The 18,159-nt window shown below is 64.7% G+C and carries 16 protein-coding genes; 9 read left to right on the forward strand and 7 right to left on the reverse strand.

All coding sequences use genetic code 11. The features are described from left to right. Window positions 1-5: 5 nt before the first annotated feature. The gene (locus tag O3301_RS23250) at window positions 6-920 is read right to left on the reverse strand and encodes a DMT family transporter (RefSeq protein WP_305054725.1); all 915 of its coding nucleotides are present in this window, start codon (window positions 918-920) and stop codon (window positions 6-8) included. 102 nt (window positions 921-1,022) lie between these two features. Here O3301_RS23250 and O3301_RS23255 point away from each other — a divergent pair, with 102 nt between their 5' ends. From O3301_RS23255 to O3301_RS23265, 3 genes are all read left to right on the forward strand, one after another. After that, a complete protein-coding gene (locus tag O3301_RS23255) occupies window positions 1,023-1,811 on the forward strand; it encodes a helix-turn-helix transcriptional regulator (RefSeq protein WP_289900497.1) in 789 nt (262 codons plus the stop codon). 116 nt (window positions 1,812-1,927) lie between these two features. Then, the gene (locus O3301_RS23260; RefSeq protein WP_077398149.1) at window positions 1,928-2,527 is read left to right on the forward strand and encodes a MarC family protein; all 600 of its coding nucleotides are present in this window, start codon (window positions 1,928-1,930) and stop codon (window positions 2,525-2,527) included. Window positions 2,528-2,558: 31 nt separating this feature from the next. Further along, the gene (locus O3301_RS23265) at window positions 2,559-3,104 is read left to right on the forward strand and encodes a DinB family protein (protein WP_305057626.1); all 546 of its coding nucleotides are present in this window, start codon (window positions 2,559-2,561) and stop codon (window positions 3,102-3,104) included. On the opposite strand, the gene O3301_RS23270 is transcribed toward O3301_RS23265, so the two are convergent. Both O3301_RS23270 and O3301_RS23275 read right to left on the reverse strand, forming a co-directional pair. Next, complete coding sequence (locus tag O3301_RS23270) at window positions 3,069-4,259, reverse strand: MFS transporter (RefSeq protein ID WP_305057627.1); 1,191 nt, start codon at window positions 4,257-4,259, stop codon at window positions 3,069-3,071. The genes O3301_RS23265 and O3301_RS23270 overlap by 36 nt on opposite strands. Beyond that, window positions 4,256-5,437 (reverse strand): serine hydrolase, encoded by a 1,182-nt coding sequence (locus O3301_RS23275; protein ID WP_289919938.1) that lies wholly within the window; start codon window positions 5,435-5,437, stop codon window positions 4,256-4,258. The genes O3301_RS23270 and O3301_RS23275 overlap by 4 nt, the downstream gene beginning before the upstream one ends. Window positions 5,438-5,561: 124 nt before the next feature. Here O3301_RS23275 and O3301_RS23280 point away from each other — a divergent pair, with 124 nt between their 5' ends. From O3301_RS23280 to O3301_RS23290, 3 genes are all read left to right on the forward strand, one after another. Continuing rightward, the gene (locus O3301_RS23280) at window positions 5,562-6,452 is read left to right on the forward strand and encodes a LysR family transcriptional regulator (protein WP_305057628.1); all 891 of its coding nucleotides are present in this window, start codon (window positions 5,562-5,564) and stop codon (window positions 6,450-6,452) included. Between the two features lie 207 nt (window positions 6,453-6,659). After that, on the forward strand, window positions 6,660-8,372 hold the full coding sequence (locus O3301_RS23285) for a methyl-accepting chemotaxis protein (protein ID WP_305057629.1): 1,713 nt from the start codon (window positions 6,660-6,662) through the stop codon (window positions 8,370-8,372). A 174-nt stretch (window positions 8,373-8,546) separates the two neighbouring features. Next, a complete protein-coding gene (locus tag O3301_RS23290; protein ID WP_305057630.1) occupies window positions 8,547-11,885 on the forward strand; it encodes a DEAD/DEAH box helicase in 3,339 nt (1,112 codons plus the stop codon). A 96-nt stretch (window positions 11,886-11,981) separates the two neighbouring features. On the opposite strand, the gene O3301_RS23295 is transcribed toward O3301_RS23290, so the two are convergent. Beyond that, on the reverse strand, window positions 11,982-13,391 hold the full coding sequence (locus tag O3301_RS23295) for a heavy metal sensor histidine kinase (RefSeq protein WP_305057631.1): 1,410 nt from the start codon (window positions 13,389-13,391) through the stop codon (window positions 11,982-11,984). Beyond that, a complete protein-coding gene (locus O3301_RS23300; RefSeq protein WP_305057632.1) occupies window positions 13,388-14,098 on the reverse strand; it encodes a heavy metal response regulator transcription factor in 711 nt (236 codons plus the stop codon). The genes O3301_RS23295 and O3301_RS23300 overlap by 4 nt, the downstream gene beginning before the upstream one ends. Before the next feature lie 138 nt (window positions 14,099-14,236). Between O3301_RS23300 and O3301_RS23305 the strand changes: the two genes are divergently transcribed. Then, window positions 14,237-14,731: a heme-binding protein gene (locus O3301_RS23305; RefSeq protein ID WP_305057633.1), complete on the forward strand. Its 495-nt coding sequence runs from the start codon at window positions 14,237-14,239 to the stop codon at window positions 14,729-14,731. An 11-nt stretch (window positions 14,732-14,742) separates the two neighbouring features. Further along, window positions 14,743-15,153 (forward strand): hydroxyisourate hydrolase, encoded by a 411-nt coding sequence (uraH, locus tag O3301_RS23310; protein ID WP_289919925.1) that lies wholly within the window; start codon window positions 14,743-14,745, stop codon window positions 15,151-15,153. Window positions 15,154-15,160: 7 nt separating this feature from the next. On the opposite strand, the gene O3301_RS23315 is transcribed toward uraH, so the two are convergent. Continuing rightward, on the reverse strand, window positions 15,161-15,859 hold the full coding sequence (locus O3301_RS23315) for a glutathione binding-like protein (RefSeq protein WP_289914011.1): 699 nt from the start codon (window positions 15,857-15,859) through the stop codon (window positions 15,161-15,163). A gap of 188 nt (window positions 15,860-16,047) precedes the next feature. Between O3301_RS23315 and O3301_RS23320 the strand changes: the two genes are divergently transcribed. Then, entirely contained in the window at window positions 16,048-16,473 is a 426-nt protein-coding gene (locus O3301_RS23320; protein ID WP_251351680.1) for a hypothetical protein, read from the forward strand. A gap of 16 nt (window positions 16,474-16,489) precedes the next feature. Here O3301_RS23320 and O3301_RS23325 read toward each other — a convergent pair whose 3' ends face one another. Continuing rightward, window positions 16,490-18,136, reverse strand: coding sequence for a methyl-accepting chemotaxis protein (locus O3301_RS23325; RefSeq protein WP_305057634.1), 1,647 nt, complete (start codon window positions 18,134-18,136; stop codon window positions 16,490-16,492). Between the last annotated feature and the right edge of the window lie 23 nt (window positions 18,137-18,159).

Here is an 18,159-nt window from a genome sequence, read left to right on the forward strand (position 1 = left end):
GCCATTCAGGCAAGACCGGACACGCGAGGACGCTGGCGCCACAGGGGCCGCTGCACCGTCTGCGCCAGCAGCACGCCCAGCAGCGAAATCCCGCCGCCGACCAGGTGGTACACATGCATGCTTTCGTGCAACCAGACGATGGCCAGCAAAGCCGTCAGCAAAGGCAGCAGGTTGACGTAAATGCTGCAGCGGTTCGGCCCCAGCAGTTTCACGCCTTCGATCCACAGGTAGGACAGCACGATGGACGAACCGATGCCCGCATAGCCGATCAGGGGCAAGGTGGTGGCGTCCAGCCTGGCGCTGCCGGGCGGCAACAGCAGGAACAGCGGCAGCATGCACGCCAGCGCCGCCAGCGCCTGGCAATAAATGGCTTGCCAGGCAGGAATGGATAAACGCCAGCGGCGCAGCAGCACGCCGTACAAAGCGAAGATCAAGCAAGCCAGCAGCATCAGCGCATCGCCCGCATGCACGCCCTGCTGCAGCAAGGCCAGCACGTCGCCGCGCCCCACCAGGTACAGCAAGCCGCCAAACGACAGCACGCCGCCGGCCGCCATGCCCAGCGTCAGGCGTTCGCCCAGCAGCAGCACGCTGAGCAGGGCTGTCATCAGGGGCGCCAGCGCCGTGACGATGGCCATATTCGTCGCCGTCGTCGATTCGGCGGCGCGGTAGGACAGGCTCTGGAACAGGGCCATCGACATCACGCCGCACAGGGCCAGCTGCCACCACTGGCGGCGCAGGGCGGCGCGGTTGCGCCACAGGGGGCGGGCGATAAACGGCGTCATCACCAGCAAGACCAGCACCAGGCGGTAAAAAGTGATGGCCGTGGGGGCGATGCTGGACGCGGCCAGCTTCGAGACGACGACGTTGCCGGCCCACAGCAGCATGGCCAGGAACGGGTACAGATAGGCGCGCACGGGCATGTGTCACTCCAGGAATAGTTGCGGGGGAACCATCATGCCGCAGGCGCGCGGCGCCTTCTCGCGCTAAGATGTCCATACCTGTCGCAAAACTGACCCTCTTTCATGGATTGTTCCTCCGCCGCCTTTCAGGAATTGCTGCCCGTCACGGCGCGCGCCATGGCGCTGGCCGTCGACTATGCGCATGGCCACGTGATTTCCGTGCACCGCCACACGCATGCGCAATTGCTGTACGCCATCGAAGGCGTGATGACCATCGAAGCGCAGGGCGGACGCTGGGTGGTGCCGCCCACGCGCGGCGTGTGGCTGCAGCCCGGCATCGCGCACCAGGTGCGCATGAGCGGCGCCGTGAAAATGCGCACCGTCTTCATCGATTGCGCCAGCTCGCCATTGCTGCCGCGCCACAGTTGCGTGCTCGACATCAGCCCCCTGCTGCGGCAACTGATCGTGGCGGCCGTCGACATCGCGCCCGATTTCACGGAAGGCAGCCGCGACTGGCATCTGCTGCAATTGCTGTTGCACGAGCTCGACAGCCTGCCCGTACTGCCCCTGTATCTGCCGCTGCCCATCGATGCGCGCCTGCGCGGCATTTGCGCGCGGCTGATGGAGCAGCCGGGCGAGCAGCAGACGGTGGCGCATTGGGCGCAGGAACTGGCGATCACCGAGCGCAGCCTGCACCGCTTGTTCCAGAAACAGACGGGCATGCGCTTTGGCCAGTGGCGCCAGCAGGCGCGCTTGCTGCGGGCGCTGGAACAATTGGCGCACGGCAGCAAGGTCATCGACGTGGCCATGGACAATGGCTACACGAGCCAAAGTGCGTTCACCGCCATGTTCAGGAAGCATTTCGGCACCACGCCCACCGCGTTTTACCAGGCAAAAGTCATCGCTGCGTAAAAAAAATGCTGCTATGCATCAATAATCATGGGCGATAGCCGCCGCTCTTGTTATCATCGCAAGCCTTATCGCACCGCGCCCATCCTGGCAGCGGTGTTGACCTCAATCACACCACCATGACACAGAATTTCTTCCAGACTTTTATCCTGCTCTTGCTCGTCACCGACCCGTTCGGCAACGTTTCCCTGTTCGTCAATGCCCTCAAGCGTGTGCCGGTCGAGCGGCGCTGGAAAGTCGTGGTGCGCGAGTGCATGATCGCCTTCGGCATCTTGCTGCTGTTTATGTTCTTCGGCCGCCATTTCCTGAACGCCTTGCAATTGTCGGAAGTGGCCCTGCGCATCGGCGGCGGCGTGATCCTGTTCCTGATCGCCATGCGCATGGTGTTTCCACAGCCCAACGCCGGCAATAGCGACCACGAGATGGGCGGCGAACCGTTCATCGTGCCGCTGGCCATCCCCGCGCTGGCCGGCCCGTCGGCCCTGGCGACCGTCTTGCTGTTTTCCTCGCATGAAATGAACGACGTCATCGCCCACGTGGCGGGCTTGACAGCCGTGGCCGCCGTCTGGCTGGCCGTCTTCCTGTGCGCGGAACGCTTGCAACGGGCGCTCGGTCCAAGGGTCATGACGGCGTTTGAACGCCTGATGGGCTTGATCCTGACGGCGATGGCCATTGAAATGTTGCTCGCCGGCATACGGGCGTTCCTGAAATCCGTTTAACATAGTCACTCATCCACTGAAGGAGTCCAGCATGAGCCGTTGCGCCCACCTTTGCCTGATGGCCGATTACAACCAGTGGATGAATGCCAAGGTCTACGCGGCGGCGGCAGGCCTGCCGCCCGAAGAGCTCAGCCGCGAACGGGGCGCCTTCTTCGGCTCCCTGCTGGCCACCCTGAACCACGTGATGGTGGGCGATACCCTGTGGCTGCAGCGCTATGCGAAGCATCCGGCCGGTTTCCCCCTGCTCGACCCCATCCGCGCCATCACGCCGCCCGCGTCGCTCACGCACCCGCTGTTCGCGGCCGAGGATTTTGCCGCCATGCATGCGCACCGGCAATGGCTGGACCAGCTCATCGTCGACTGGGCCGCCTCCATCCGCGAAGAAGACCTGGACCACATGCTCGATTACCGCAACAGCAAGGGGCCGAACCGGCGCGAATTTTTCAGCCTGCTCATGCATTTCTTCAATCACCAGACCCATCACCGGGGCCAGGCCAGCACCCTGCTGTCGCAGGCGGGCGTGGACATCGGCGACACGGATCTACTGTTTCGCATCCCCAACCATATTCAAGACTGACGATGGGCGGTAGCGCCACGCCTTGAGCAAGATCAAGCCCAGCGCCAGCGCACCGAACAGCCCGCCGCAAGCCAGCGCCCCCTGCATGCCGTAGCGGGCGATGGCCACGCCGCCCGCCAGCGCGCCCACCGTCACGCCCAGGTTGATGGCGGCGATATACACGCCGATGGCGAACGCGGGCGCCTCGCGCGCTTCGCTGCTGAGCCATACTTGCGTGACGATCAGCCCGCTCGTGTGCGCCGCGCCCCAGAACAGCAGCAAGACGGCCAACGGCACCCAGCCGAGACCAGTTCCCGCGTGGCGGTACAGCAGCCAGTACGCCAGCCCCAGCAGCAGTGGCTGCAGCACGACCGTGCGCAGCACATGCGTGCCCAGCTGGCGCCCCGCGTACAGATTGCCCGCCACGCCGCCCACGCCAAACACCACCAGCGCCAGCCCCGTCTGGCGCGCCGACAAGCCCGCCACCTGCTGCAGGTAAGCGGCCGCATACGCATACACGGCAAACATGGCGGAAAACACCAGCACGGCGGCGGCAATGGTGAACCACAAGGCGGGTTTGCGCAGCACGGCCAGCTGGCGGCCATACGCCATCGGCGCTTCGCGCGGCGTGTCCGGCAAGAACAGGCACAGCCCCAGCGCGGCCAGGGCGTTGACGAGGGCGCAGGCAAGGAACGATGCCTCATAGCCATACTGCGCAGCAATCCAGGTGGTGAGCGGAATCCCCAGCACCATGCCCATGCTGGTGCCCGTGAACGCATGCGCGCCGGCCCGCGCCGCCTCGCGTGGCGGATACAGGGCGGCGGCCGCCACCATGGCCAGCGAGAAATACACGGGATGGAACAGGGCCGGCACGATGCGCAGCGCCAGCAGCAGTTCGAAGCGGGGCGCATAGACGGACGCCGCGCTGGCCAGCGCGAACACGAGCAGGGAAACGATCAGCACGCGCTTGCGGCGCCAGCGTGTGGCCAGCAGCACAAGGAAGGGGCCGCCCACGGCGATCACCAGGGCGAACAGGCTCACCAGCGAGCCCGCCTGCGCGGCCGTCACGGCATAGCGCTGCATGATCATCGGCAAGATACCCACCACGCCAAACTCGATGCAATACACGCCGAACAAGCCCAGCGCGAGGAAGACGATGGGATGCGGGCGGGTCATTGCCCCTGCTCCACGCCATACACTGCCTGGCACAGCTCCGTCACGAACGGCCCCGCCATGCCCTCCAATGCCGTATTCGTGAACGCCACCACGGACAATTCTTGCGCAGGGTCAACAAACCACGAATGGCCATACGTGCCGCCCATGCGCCAGCTGCCAGCCGACTCGGGCGTAGCGGCCAGTTGCGGGTCCGTCAGCACGGTAAAACCCAGGCCGAAGCCGCGGCCGGGCCAGAACGGCAAGTCGAAATCACCCGTCTGGCTTTCGCCCATCTGGCGCGCCAGCGCCGGCGGCAACAGCGGTGCGCCGCCCAGCCGCAAGGTTTCCAGCAGGCGCATGAAGTCGGGGGCGGAACCGACCATGCCGGCGCCGCCGGACGGGTAGGCGTGCGCATCGCGGGCACGGGCCGGCGACAAGGTAAAACCTGCCATGCCATCGAGAAACGGCAAGCGGTCTTCCCCCGCATCCAGCAAACGGCGCGGCCGGGATTCTCCCGCTGCGCGGTCCGCATAGGCGACGGCCAGGCGCGCCGGATCCATCGCCAGGAAACCCGTGCCGCGCATGGCCAGCGGCGCCGTTACCAACTGTGCCACGGCGTGCGCCAGCGGCAAGCCCGTCACCGCTTCGATCACGGCGCCCAGCACGTCGGTGGCGATCGAATACCCCCAGCGCTCGCCCGGCGCATACGCGAGCGGCACGGTGGCCAGGCGGCGCAGGTTGTCTGCCAGGGTCATGCGGGAGGCATCCATGCCGTCCGACACCCCGGCCTGCGCATACGCGCCGCCCGGCGGCTGGAAAAAGCCGTAATCGAGGCCGGCCGTGTGCGTGAGCAAGTGGCGCACGGTCATCGCCGCCACGGCGCCGTCCGGCTGGCGCGGCGCAAAATACGGCAGCCAGCGCGCCACCAGGTCGTCCAGGCCCAGGCGCTGCTGCCCTACCAGCGCCAGCGCGGCCGTCGAGACGATGGGTTTGCTGACGGACGCCAGGCGAAAGACGGCGTCCTCAACCATGGGCGTGCCCGCCTCGCGGTCCAGGTGGCCGGCCGCGCGGCGATACACGTCCTGGCCACGGTGGCGCACGAGCACCACGGCGCCCGCCAGGCGCTGCTGCTGCAAAACAAGGTCCAGCAAGGCATCGATGCGGCCGGACAAGGCCGCAGGAGAGAAGTTGTACGTCATGGCTGAGCCTTTCAAATGATCAGGCTGCCAAGGTAAGCCAGGCGCGATCAAAGAAAAACAGGCTATAGTTTCTTTCTGTGCGGACGCTGGCATCCGCAATCAACGGTGATGAAACGGGGACAACATGGATAACCTGGCGGGATTCACGGCCTTCGTGCAGGCAGCCGAAACGCGCAGTTTCGTGGCGGCGGGCCGGGTGCTGGGCATTTCCGCCTCGGCCGTGGGCAAGAGCATCGCGCGGCTGGAACAGCGCCTGGACGTGCGCCTGTTTCAGCGCAGCACGCGCAGCATCGCGCTGACGAGCGAAGGCACCGTGTTTCTCGAACGCTGCCGGCGTATCCTGGGCGAGGTCGAGGCGGCCGAGCTGGAGTTGTCGAACAGCAAAAGCGCGCCCCGAGGCCGGCTGCGCGTCAGCCTGCCGCAAGTGGGCAGCCTGCTCAATCCCGTGCTGGCGGCCTTTGCGCGCGCCTATCCGCTGGTGGAGCTCGACCTCGATTTCAGCGACCGCCGGGTCGACGTCATCGAGGAAGGCTACGACGCCGTCGTGCGCGCGGGCGAAAGCGCCGACAGCCGTTTGATGAGCCGCCAGCTGGGCCAGTTCCAGCTGCAGCTGGTGGCCGCGCCCGCCTATCTGGCGCGCAACGGCACGCCGGCGCTGCCCGCCGACCTGGCGCAGCACACTTGTTTGCTGTACAAGTTTCCCAGCAGCGGCAAGGTCGAGGCCTGGCCTTTGGCCGAATGGCCCGCCTTGCACGCGGCGGGCTTGCCGGCCCTGCTCAACTGCAACAATGTCGAGACCCTGCTGCACTTTGCCGAAAGCGGCCTGGGCATCGCCGCCCTGCCCGACTTTGCCGTGCGCGCGGCGCTCGCTAGCGGCCGCTTGCAGCCGGTGCTGGACGCGCACCGCCGGCACGACGGCGCCTTTCGCATCCTGTGGCCCAGCAGCCGCCACCTGACGCCGAAACTGCGCGCCTTCATCGACTTCCTGGCCACGCACGTGTTTCCGGAAAGCTGAGTCCGCATCCGGCGCCGTGCTCGTTGTTTCCACACGACAACTTATTTAATTTGCTACCAATTTTTAAACTTTTCGGGGACTTGATACAAGTTTTTGTATTGCAGTGCGGAATTTTGAGGAACAATTACAGGCTGGTCGCCCTTACGTATAAACCCGTAGCCCTGGCCTGTCGACGTTTTCCTTCACTTCCGCAACACGAAAGCAATCATGTCACTCACACAATTCAAAATCGGCACCCGGCTCGGGATCGGGTTTGCTGTCGTCCTCGGCCTGCTGGTGGCCGTCTTGCTCGTCGGCCTGTATTCCATGGGGCAACTGAGCGCGCGCACGCACGACATCGTGGCCGACAAGAACGTCAAGATGGCGGCCGCCAATACCATGAGCGACAACGTGCGCAACATTACCCTGGCGATCACGAGCATTGTGGTGGCGCCGACGGAAGCGCTGGTGCAGGCGGAACTGGCGAAGATCGGCGAAGCGCGCAAGAAATACGGCGCCGCCAAGGAAACCTTGCAAAAGAAGATTTCGACGGACAAGGAAACGGCGCTGATGGCCGAACTGGACGCGGCCCTGAAATCGGGCGCGCCGCTGAACAACAAGGTCATCGAGCTGCGCAATGCGGGCCAGACGGAAGAAGCGATCGCCTTTTTGACGCAGCAGGCGGCACCGAGCCTGAAGATCGTGCTGGGCGCGCTCGACAGCCTGGTCGCGTATGAAGCGCAGCAGGCGGCGCAGGCGGCGACGGACGCCGAAACGCTGAGCACGAGCGCGCGCGCCTCCATGATAGCCCTGGGCAGCGTGGCCGTGCTGCTGGGCGCCTTCGTTGCCTGGATCATCACGCGCTCGATCACCCAGCCCATCAATGCGGCCGTCAGCGTGGCCGAAACCGTGGCCTCGGGCGACTTGTCGTCGCACATCGTCGTCAATTCCAGCGATGAAACGGGCCGCCTGCTGGGCGCCCTGAAAGCCATGAACACGAGCCTGCTGGGCGTGGTGGCGCAAGTGCGCCACGGCACGGAGGCCATCTCCACAGCGTCGAGCGAAATTGCCGCCGGCAACCTCGACCTGTCCTCGCGCACGGAAGAGCAAGCCAGTTCGCTGGAAGAAACGGCGTCGGCCATGGAAGAGCTGACCTCGACCGTGAAACAGAACGCGGACAATGCGCGCCAGGCGAACCAGCTGGCGAAAAGCGCATCGGAAGTGGCCGTGCGCGGCGGCAGCATCGTTTCGCAAGTGGTCGACACCATGGGCACCATCAATGCATCGTCGCGCAAGATCGTCGACATCATCGGCGTCATCGACGGCATCGCCTTCCAGACCAACATCCTGGCCTTGAACGCGGCCGTGGAAGCGGCGCGCGCGGGCGAACAGGGACGCGGCTTCGCCGTCGTGGCCACGGAAGTGCGCAACCTGGCCCACCGTTCGGCCTCGGCCGCCAAGGAAATCAAGGAATTAATCGCCGCGTCCGTCGCCAACGTGGACACGGGTTCGCGCCTCGTCAATGAAGCAGGCCAGACCATGGGCGACATCGTCGACAGCATCGTGCGCGTGACCGACATCATGGGAGAGATTACTTCCGCCACGCACGAGCAGACCATCGGCATCGAGCAGATCAACATGGCCATTGCCCAGATGGATGAAGTGACGCAGCAAAACGCGGCCCTCGTGGAAGAGGCGGCAGCCGCTTCGCAAAGCATGCAGGAACAGGCGGGCGAGCTGGCCCACGTCGTGGGCTTCTTTAAAACCGGCAACCATGTCGCCAGCGCAGCCAGGCTGACGCCGGTACGCACCGCAGCGGCACCAGCGGCGGCGAAAATCGCGCCCCCCGCAGCCCGGCCCGCGCCCGCGCGCAAGGCCGTCGCGGCCGCGCCGGCACGCCGCAGCAATGCCGGCGCCGAGAGCGAATGGGAAGAGTTTTAACCAATAGCAACATCCTCACCACGGGAAAGCCAGGCAGGAAGTTGCTGCCTGGCTTTTTTTCGTCCGCAATCATCACTTTTTTTGCGGCAAAGCCCGCGCAATAGACAAAAGTGCAAAACGTGCACCGCGCATACGCTTTACAATCCTCGCTCGCTTTACAAAATATTGGTCATCATGAATCAGGCAGAACAGCAGCGCCTCCTGGCTATCCTGGAGTATTGGCACAAGATCGAATTCTTTATCCCGTTTGACCTGAATCAAATCACGGACGTTGAAGACCCGTCCACCGTGCGCCTCCTGCAGCGCGAACAGCTGGCGCAATTGCCGCCGCAGTTCGCCACGCAATGGCAAGTGCCGTCCGACCGCGAGATCGACGGCTTCAGCCTGTTCCTCGGCGTGTTCGACAAGGCCGAAATCAACAAGGCTTGTCCGCCGGCCAACGGCCCGGAAAACATGGCCGACACGGAAAAAACAGAACTGCTGGGACGTTCGTGCTTTGCCCGCCTGAATCTCAATGCGCTGGGCGAGCCGCAGTTCGATCCCGTGTCCGTGTCGACCTTGCCGTGGGCCCTGGGCCGCGCCCGCACGCCGGACTGGTCGGGCCTGAGCCTGGACGCCTTCAGCGACAGCCAGCTGGCGCTGCAAGACAGCCTGCGCAATTTCGCGGCAAGCCGCGCGCCGCAGCCGGTGACGGACGAGGCGGGCAATGTCTCGTCGCCCCTGTCCGGCATGGAAATCGCCGCGCTGGCCGACCTGCTGATGGACTGGGCCGGTTTCCGCCCGTCCGCCGGCCAGCCGCTGGCCGTGCTGGAATTGCGCACGCGCAAGAAACGCGTGGCCGCGACGGACGCCGATACGCTGGAGGCCAGCCAGAACCGCACGCTGGACTTCGGCGACGCGGTGGAACCCTCGATCGATATCCTCAACAGTTTTTACCTGGATGACCTGGAACAGATCATCCGCGCCTTGCGTGGCGGCAAGCTGCCCGCGACGGTCGCCGCCTACCTGACGCCGCTGGCGCAGGATGAACGCATCGACCTGTACAGCCCGGCCGGACGCCAGGCGCTGGCCGCCATGCTCAATCCGGCCAACATGAACCGCGGGCACTGGCTGGAAGACGCCAGCTACGCCATGAGCCTGATGCAGCAGTTCGCCATCCAAGGCGCGCGCACGGGCTTGCACGAGCGGGGCATCTTTTCCGTCAACGGCCCGCCGGGCACGGGCAAGACGACCTTGTTGCGTGAATTGTTCGCCGACAACATCGTGCGCCGCGCCGCCGTGCTGTCTTGCCTGGACCGCGCCGGCGACGCCTTCATCGGCAAGGTAGCCGTGGCCTTCGAAGGCGTGCGCGACCCCATCACGATTGCCCGCTTGCGCCCGGAACTGACGGGCTTTGAAATGGTCGTCGCTTCGTCAAACAATGCGGCCGTGGAAAACATTTCCGGCGATTTACCTAAACCCAAGCAGCTGGGCAAGGAATGGGCGCGCACGCGCTATTTCGAAAGCGTGGCGCGCCGGGTCGTGGCGGACGGCAATGGCGCCAACCGCGCCCTGGGCGAGGCGGAAGCGCCCTGGGGCTTGATGTCTTGTGCGCTGGGCAACAGCGCGAACCGCCGCCGCTTCGTCAGCAATTTCTATGACGACGACTGGGACAAGAGCACGGCGCGCAAGACGCCGAACGCGCAGAATATCCGCCAGTGGCTGGCCAGCTACCAGGGCGTGAGCTTCGCCCAGGCCGCGCGCGAATTTCGCGAGACGGAACACGTGGTGGAAAAGGCCCTGGCCGAGCACGCCCAATACGCGGCCCTGTGGCAAGCCGTGGGCACGTGCACGGAAGCCGATTTCATCGAGGCCAGCCAGCATGCGCTGATTGCCGCGGAACAAGAAATGGATGCGGCCAACGGCGCCCTGTCCGGCGCGCTGACGCAGCAGGACACCTTGCTCGCCAGCAAGAAGGATTTGCTGGAAGAGGAACGCCTGGTGGCGCTGACGCAGCCCGGCTTCTTTGCCCGATTGTTCCGCACGGCCCCGGCGCGTGCCTACAAGGATGCCGTCGTGGCCAATGCCGAAGCGCAACGCCAGGCGGCGCGCGACGTGTCCGCCATCAAGCTGCTGCTGAAAGGCGAACTGGAGCCGCGCTGCGAGCGCGCCCGCAACAGCCTGCACGTCGCCCTGCGCACGGCGCAATCGCGCCAGCGCGAATGGGATGACAGCACGGAACTGCTGCGCCGCGCGCGCATGCGCTTCCCCACCATCCTCGCGCCGGCCACCTTGGACGAGCTGGACGGCGACGCCCTGCAAATTGGCGGCCTGTGGCATGAACCGGCCCTGGCGCGCCTGCGCTCGCGCCTGTTCGCCAAGGCCCTGGCCCTGCATGAGGCGTGGCTGGCCGAGGTGGCGAAGAAGGGCGGACCCGGCTTTGGCGGCAACTTGCTGGCCGTCTCCAAATTGCTGAAAAACAAGCGCGCCTACGACCAGTCGCACATCGCCATGGTGTGGCACAGCCTGTTCATGGTGGTGCCCGTCGTGTCGACCACGTTTGCCTCGTTCGCGCGCCAGTTCCAGGGCATGGGTCCCGAATCGCTGGGCTGGCTGTTCATCGATGAAGCGGGCCAGGCCGTGCCGCAAGCGGCGCTGGGCAGCCTGTGGCGCGCCAAGCGCGCTGTCGTCGTGGGCGACCCGCTGCAGATCGAACCCGTGTTCACGGTGCCGGGCCGCCTCGTGCAGACGTTATCCGCCCTGTCGCCGCACACGCGCGATGGCGGTTACGCGCCGACCAGCGTTTCCGTGCAGACCCTGGCCGACAAGGCCAACCGCTATGGCGCCGTCGTCGGCGCCGGCAGCGCACAGCCGCTGTGGATCGGCAGCCCCCTGCGCGTGCACCGCCGCTGCGTGGAACCGATGTTTTCGCTGGCCAACAGCATCGCCTACGAAGACAAGATGGTCTACGGGCTAGCCGAGCGCACGCCGCCGGCCGGCGCCCGGGGCTTCACGCGTGGCTCCAGTTGCTGGATCGACGCCGTCGGCCCCGTCAGCTACAAGCAGGTGGTGCCCGTGCAGCTCGATTTCGTGCTGGAAGTACTGTTGAAGCTGTATCGCCGCGACGGCAAGCTGCCCGACATGTATGTGATCACGCCGTTCAAGGCCGTGCGCAACGAATTGCGTTCGCGCATCGTCGACATGGACTGGGACCGCCGCCTCGGCTATGGGAAGGCGCCGACGGCGCGCGAATTGCGCCAGTGGAGCAGCCAGATGGTGGGCACCGTGCACACCTTCCAGGGCAAGGAACAAAGCGTGGTGATGCTGGTCCTCGGCGCCGACGACAGCACGGCCGGCGCCGCCCAATGGGCGGCGGCCACGCCGAACCTGCTCAACGTGGCCCTGACGCGCGCGCAGCATTACGTGTACATCGTCGGCAACCCGCTGCTGTGGGGACAGTTGCCGCACTTTGCGCCCGCGTGTGCGCAATTGCCGCATACGGGCATGCATGAGTTTTTGGTGGAAATGGGGTAGAACACCTGAGCAAACCTGCTGCGCATCGCGATTTGCCGCCTCCGATGCTCACTGCCTCGGGGGAGCCGAACCTTTCTTGTGCTCGCTACGGTTTTATCAGGCGTTCTCAACGGGGAAAACAAGGGTAAACGTCGTGGCGGCCGCGTCGGACGCCACGCTCGCGCTGCCGCCATGCAGCTGCATGATGGCCGTGACGATGGCCAGCCCTAATCCCGTGGAAGCGGCCGAATCGCTGCGGGCCGGGTCGGCGCGGTAGAAGCGCTCGAACAGGTGCGGCAGGTGGCGCGCGGGGATGGCGGGACCGAGGTTGCTCACGCTCAATTCCACACCCTCGTTCGTCGCGTGCGAACGCAGCAGTATCGTGCTGCCGGGCGCCGCGTGGCGGATGGCGTTCGATAGCAAATTGCCCAGCGCGCGGCGCAGCAGTTGCGGCTCGGCCGTCACCGCGCCGCTGCCGTGGCAAGCCAGCGCCAGCTCCCGCTCTTCGGCCAAGCCTTCAAAGAAATCAGCCAGCCTTAAAAACTCGTCCTGCACGGGCAAGACTTGCTTGACGAGCACCATTTCATCCTGCTGCGCCCGCGCCAGGAACAGCATGCTGTCGATCATGCGCGACAGCCGTTCCAGCTCTTCCACATTCGACGACACCAGCTGTTCATACTCGTGCGCGCTGCGGGGCCGAGCCAGCATGACCTGGCTTTGCCCCAGCAGATTGGTGACAGGCGTGCGGAATTCATGCGCGAGATCGGCGGAAAACTGCGACAGCCGCGCATAGCCTTCCTGCAGCCGCGCCAGCATGGCGTTGAGCGCCTGGATCAAGGGCAAGAGCTCCGTCGGCGCCCCGCGCGCATCGAGTTGCTGCTCCAGCTTGCCCGGCCGCACGAGGGCCGCATGCGCGGCGATATTACGCAATGGCCGCAATCCCCGCAACAACATCACGCTGGCCAGCAAGGCCGCCACCAGCGCGCTGACGGCCACCGATACGACGATCTGCCAGCGGTAGGCGGCAAACATGGCCGTGCGGTCGCCATAGACCCGGGCGACGGAAATGTCGGCCATCTGCGCCGGCTCTCCGATGCGCGCGCTGGCGGCCACGACCCTGGCCGGATAACCGTCGCGGCTGATCCAGCTGACGATATCGCCGGCCGTCACGGGCACATCGACGGCCACCGGAACAGCATGCGCCACTGTCTCGCCGTGCGGGTTGACATCGATCAAACGCGTGCCATCGGCGCGCACGATGCGCACCAGGGAATTCTCTTGCCCGCTCATGGTGTCGCGGAAATACTGGGGCCGTTCGCGGATGATGTCCAGGGTGCCCGCATTGCCCAGCAATTGCTGGATTTGCCGCAGTTTTCCCAGCAATAAAATGTCGTCGCGGCGCTCGATTTCCGCCACAAATGAACGGTACAGATGCATGCCCAGCCCGGCCGACACGAGCGCCACGATCAGCACGAACACGAGCGTGACGCGCAGGGTCAGCGAGCGGCGCAGTTGCGAGAATTTCATGCGCCGGCGCCGTTGTCGGGTACGGTCGGCGCGCGCAATTCACAGACATAGCCCATGCCCCGCAAGGTGTGGATCAGCTTGGGTTCGAAGGGGTCGTCGAGCTTGCTGCGCAGGCGGCGGATGGCCGCGTCGATGACGTTGGTGTCGCTCTCGAAATTGATATCCCACACTTGCGAAGCGATGATGGAGCGCGACAGCACTTCGCCCTGGCGCCGCGCCAGCAGATGCAGCAAGCCGAATTCCTTGGCCGTCAGGGTGATGCGCTGGCCTTGCCGGCTGACCTTGCGTTTCATCACATCGATTTCCATGTCGCCGATGCGGATCACGTCGTCTTCGCGCGGCGGGCCCCGGCGCAACAGGGTGCGGATGCGCGCCACCAGCTCGGCAAAGGCAAACGGTTTCACCAGGTAATCGTCGGCGCCCAGTTCCAGCCCTTTCACGCGGTCCTGCACCTCGTCGCGCGCCGTGAGGAAAATCACGGGTACATCCGCGCCGCCCTCCTGCAGCCGCAGCGCGCGCAAGACTTGCCAGCCATCCATGATGGGCAGCATGACGTCGAGCACGATCAGATCGGGCGCCTCGCTGCCGGCCATGTGCAGGCCGTCGCGGCCGTTGCGCGCCAGGCTTACCGTGAAACCGGACTCGGCCAGGCCGCGCAACAGATAGTCGCCCGTCTTCGGCTCGTCTTCAATGACCAGGATGCGCATGGCGGCTTTCTAATAGGAATATGAAACCATTTTACGCCGCACGCACGCCGCCGCGGATGATAAAAATGTCATGCGGCGATCATCTTCGCGTAGGGCAAGCCTGGCCATACTGGCGCCATCTTGTTTCCTGGACGCCACATGAAAACCCTGTTACTCGGCAGTACCCTGCTGTGCCTGCTGGCCAGTCCCGCCCACGCGCAATTGCGCAGCATCAATGACCTGCCGCTGGCGGCGGCCAACAAGCTGGCCAGCGCAGCCATGGCCGCGTGCCAGGCGCAGGGCCGGCATATCGTCGTCACCATACTGGACCATGGCGGCAATGTCGTCGCCGTGCAGCGCGCCGATGGCGTCGGGCCGCACAACACGGAGGCCAGCCGGCGCAAGGCGTACACGGCCTTGTCCACCAAAACCGATACCTATGCGCTGGCCGTGGCGGCCCGCAACAATCCGGACATGAGCAATTTGACCACCGTGCCGGAACTGTTGCTGCTGGGCGGCGGCTTGCCGTTGATGGCACAGGGGCAAGTGGTTGGCGCCGTCGGCGTCGCCGGTGGCGGTGGCGCCCTGCAAGACCGTGCCTGCGCCCAGGCGGCGCTGGCCGCCCTCCCTGAACTCGATTCCACCCCACCTTGAAAGCAACAACGATGACTTGTCTGAAAAAAATCACCGCTGCCCTGGCCTTCGCCAGCCTGTCCAGCACGGCCCTGGCCGCCGCCAATCCCTTGAGCGTGCACATCCTCGACCTGCAAAGCGGCCAGCCGACGGCGGGCGTGACGGTGACCCTGGAGCACAAGAAGGGAGATGACTGGAAGCAATTGAGCAGCGCCGTGACGAATGCGCAGGGGCGCATCGCGGCCATGTATCCGGCCGATACGCCCCTGCAGGCGGGCGATTACCGCATCGTGTTCAAGACAGGCGAGCACTATGCGCGCCTGAAACAGGAAACTTTTTTCCCGGAAATCCCCGTGCAATTTCACGTGGAAAAGACCGACCAGCACTATCACATTCCCTTGCTGCTCAGTCCTTTCGGTTTTTCCACTTACCGAGGAAACTGACCGTCGATCACGCCACCGTCTTCGCCGTCTGTCCGAACAGCACGCTTTTCGCGTCGCCGCTGACGGTCGGCTGCACATTGATTTCGGCCGCCCGCGCATACGCGCGCACGGTGGCGGGACGGGCGGCAATGGCCGCGAACCAGCGCGCCAGGTGCGGGAAATCTTCCAGCTTCTGGCGCTGGCGGGCGTGCGGCACGATCCACGGGTAGATCGCCATGTCGGCGATGGAATAGTTGTCGCCGGCCACGAATGCACGGTCCGCCAGGCGCTTGTTCAGCACGCCGTACAGCCGGTTCGTTTCATTCACGTAGCGCGTGATGGCGTACTCGATGGGTTCGGGCGCATATTGCACGAAATGGTGGTTTTGCCCGGCCATGGGCCCCAGGCCGCCCATTTGCCAGAACAACCACTGCATGACTTCGGCGCGTCCCCGCACGTCGTCCGGCAGGAATTGCCCGCTTTTCTCGGCCAGGTATTGCAAAATGGCGCCCGACTCGAACAGGGACAGCGGCGCGCCGCCATCTGCCGGCGCCTGGTCGACGATGGCGGGGATGCGGTTGTTCGGCGCGATGGCTAGAAACTCGGGCTTGAACTGTTCGCCCTTGCCGATATGCACGGGAATGAGCTTGTAGGGGATGCCCGCTTCTTCCAGGAACATCGTCACTTTGTGCCCGTTGGGCGTGGTCCAGTAATACAGGTCGATCATCGTGGTCTTTCCAGGTAGATAAGTAGGGCAGGCGGCCTCCGCATCACTATTGTCGCGCCGCAACTGATATGCATGGATATAATGCCACGTAAGCGAAAAACAAGACGGCGCCCAAGCGAGGCAAGCGCCCACTCGCGCCGTCACGCAGGCATCCCGACATTCCAGAGCACAAACAAAGAAAGCCGACCATGCGCAAACTCCTGATCGTCACGCTGTCCGTCCTGCTGTCAGGCTGTGTCCAGGACTTCGCCATCTATATGTTCGATGGACAAGACCATTCCCTGACCGTGCGCCGCCAGCAACGTTATTTTTGGCAAGATACCGTGGAAGTGCAGCTGATGGCCACCAATTTGCCGCAATGCCAGCGCCTGCATACCCTGTCGACGGATGCGCCGGCCGACATCACCGTCGAGCTGTTTGCGGCCGGCGACGGCATATGGAATATCCGCATGGGCAAGCAGCTGTGGCAGGCGGAAACGAATACCTGCAATGAGCTGACGGAAATGGAAAACGACCCGAAAGCCGACCTGGGCCAGCCGATCGGGCAATTCGTGGTCGTCGATGACAAGCTGGAATTCGAACCGGCGCCGCAAGCGGCGGCGCCAGCCCAGTAAGTCCTGAACGAAACCCCTAGCGCGCTGCCAGGCTGCGCAGCGGCTTTTTCGCCACGGCGCGTAGCGCGCCAGCCGAGCTTGCCGCCAGGCGCGGCGCCGTCCCCGATTCCTGCGCCGACAGCTTGAAGCGCGCCACCAGTTGCGCCAGCACGGCCGCCTGGTCTTGCATGCTCGACGCCGCTGCCGCCGCCTCTTCCACCAGTGCCGCATTTTGCTGCGTCACGCTATCCATCTCCGTGATGGCCTGGTTGACGTGGCCGATGCCCGTGCTTTGCTCGTGCGAGGCGGCCGTGATGTCGGCCATGATGTCGGTCACGCGCGAAACGGAAGCGACCACCTGATCCATGGTCGTGCCCGCCTGTGCGACGAGGGTGCTGCCGGCCGCGATGCTGTCGACGGAAGCGCCGATCAGCTCCTTGATTTCCTTCGCCGCGCCGGCGGACCGTTGCGCCAGGTTGCGCACTTCCGACGCCACGACGGCAAAGCCGCGTCCCTGCTCGCCCGCGCGCGCCGCTTCCACGGCCGCGTTCAAGGCGAGGATATTCGTCTGGAAGGCGATGCCGTCGATGACGCCGATGATGTCGACGATCTTGCGCGACGAAGCGTTGATGGTGTCCATGGTGCCGATCACTTGCGCCACCACGGCGCCGCCCTGGCGCGCCACGGCGGAAGCGGACTGCGCCAGTTCATTCGCCTGCACGGCGTTGCCCGCGTTCTGGGTCACGGTCGACGTCAATTCCTCCATCGAGGCGGCCGTTTCTTCCAGCGAACTGGCTTGCATTTCCGTGCGCGCCGACAAGTCCATATTGCCGCTGGCAATCTCGCTCGATGCCGTGGCGATCGTCTCGGCGCTGTGGCGGATTTCGCTGATGGCATCGACCAGGTTGGTCTGCATGGTTTTCATCGCGTACAGCACGCTGTGGCGGTCGTTGGCATGCGTGCGCACGACGCCGCTCAAATCGTTATTCGCGATCTTTTCCGCCACGTCGGCCGCATACTCGGGATCGCCGCCCAGCGCATGGCGCAGGCTGCGGTTGATCACCACGACGACGGCCGCCAGCAAGCCGCATACCAGTACCAGCACGCCCAGCGAGGTGAGCAGCGACTGGCGGAAGGCCGCATCGATATCATCCATGTACACGCCCACCACCAGGGTCCAGGCCCATGGCTTGTAAGCCACCACGCGGCTCATCTTCGGTTCGGGGGTTTTCTGGCCGGGACGGGGGAAATAGTAATGGACGAAGCCCTTGCCCGCATCGCTCTTGCCGACGGTAACGATGTCGCGGTACAGATAAGTACCGTTGGCATCTTTAAAATCCGACATGTTCTTGCCGTTCGTTTGCGGCGCGGCGGGATTCATCACGACGACGGCATCGAGGTTGATAATGGACAAATAACCGGTCTCGCCGAAACGCATGCTCTTGATGACGGCCGTGGCCTGCTTCTGCGCCTCTTCCTTCGTCAGGGCGCCGCTGGCGGCCAGGTCGCCGAACATCTTGACGGCGCCCAGGCCCAGGTCGGCGGCATTGCTCAGGTCGGCACTGCGCTCTTCGATGCGGATCTTGCGCACTTCCAGGGCGTTATAGACAAAAATAACGGTGATGCACAACAGGCTGCAAATCAGGGGAATCCATAACTTTTGCTGGAACGTCAATTTCTTCATGCTGTGTCTCCAACTATCTATTT

The organism is Janthinobacterium sp. SUN211 (assembly GCF_030587315.1).
GTDB lineage: Bacteria > Pseudomonadota > Gammaproteobacteria > Burkholderiales > Burkholderiaceae_D > Janthinobacterium > Janthinobacterium kumbetense.

Bases quoted from the DNA above. Each gene is read 5' to 3' on its own strand.
- O3301_RS23250 (WP_305054725.1), bottom strand. From the start codon at position 920: ATGCCCGTGCGCGCCTATCTGTACCCGTTCCTGGCCATGCTGCTGTGG.
- O3301_RS23255 (WP_289900497.1), top strand. From the start codon at position 1,023: ATGGATTGTTCCTCCGCCGCCTTTCAGGAATTGCTGCCCGTCACGGCG.
- O3301_RS23260 (WP_077398149.1), top strand. From the start codon at position 1,928: ATGACACAGAATTTCTTCCAGACTTTTATCCTGCTCTTGCTCGTCACC.
- O3301_RS23265 (WP_305057626.1), top strand. From the start codon at position 2,559: ATGAGCCGTTGCGCCCACCTTTGCCTGATGGCCGATTACAACCAGTGG.
- O3301_RS23270 (WP_305057627.1), bottom strand. From the start codon at position 4,259: ATGACCCGCCCGCATCCCATCGTCTTCCTCGCGCTGGGCTTGTTCGGC.
- O3301_RS23275 (WP_289919938.1), bottom strand. From the start codon at position 5,437: ATGACGTACAACTTCTCTCCTGCGGCCTTGTCCGGCCGCATCGATGCC.
- O3301_RS23280 (WP_305057628.1), top strand. From the start codon at position 5,562: ATGGATAACCTGGCGGGATTCACGGCCTTCGTGCAGGCAGCCGAAACG.
- O3301_RS23285 (WP_305057629.1), top strand. From the start codon at position 6,660: ATGTCACTCACACAATTCAAAATCGGCACCCGGCTCGGGATCGGGTTT.
- O3301_RS23290 (WP_305057630.1), top strand. From the start codon at position 8,547: ATGAATCAGGCAGAACAGCAGCGCCTCCTGGCTATCCTGGAGTATTGG.
- O3301_RS23295 (WP_305057631.1), bottom strand. From the start codon at position 13,391: ATGAAATTCTCGCAACTGCGCCGCTCGCTGACCCTGCGCGTCACGCTC.
- O3301_RS23300 (WP_305057632.1), bottom strand. From the start codon at position 14,098: ATGCGCATCCTGGTCATTGAAGACGAGCCGAAGACGGGCGACTATCTG.
- O3301_RS23305 (WP_305057633.1), top strand. From the start codon at position 14,237: ATGAAAACCCTGTTACTCGGCAGTACCCTGCTGTGCCTGCTGGCCAGT.
- uraH (WP_289919925.1), top strand. From the start codon at position 14,743: ATGACTTGTCTGAAAAAAATCACCGCTGCCCTGGCCTTCGCCAGCCTG.
- O3301_RS23315 (WP_289914011.1), bottom strand. From the start codon at position 15,859: ATGATCGACCTGTATTACTGGACCACGCCCAACGGGCACAAAGTGACG.
- O3301_RS23320 (WP_251351680.1), top strand. From the start codon at position 16,048: ATGCGCAAACTCCTGATCGTCACGCTGTCCGTCCTGCTGTCAGGCTGT.
- O3301_RS23325 (WP_305057634.1), bottom strand. From the start codon at position 18,136: ATGAAGAAATTGACGTTCCAGCAAAAGTTATGGATTCCCCTGATTTGC.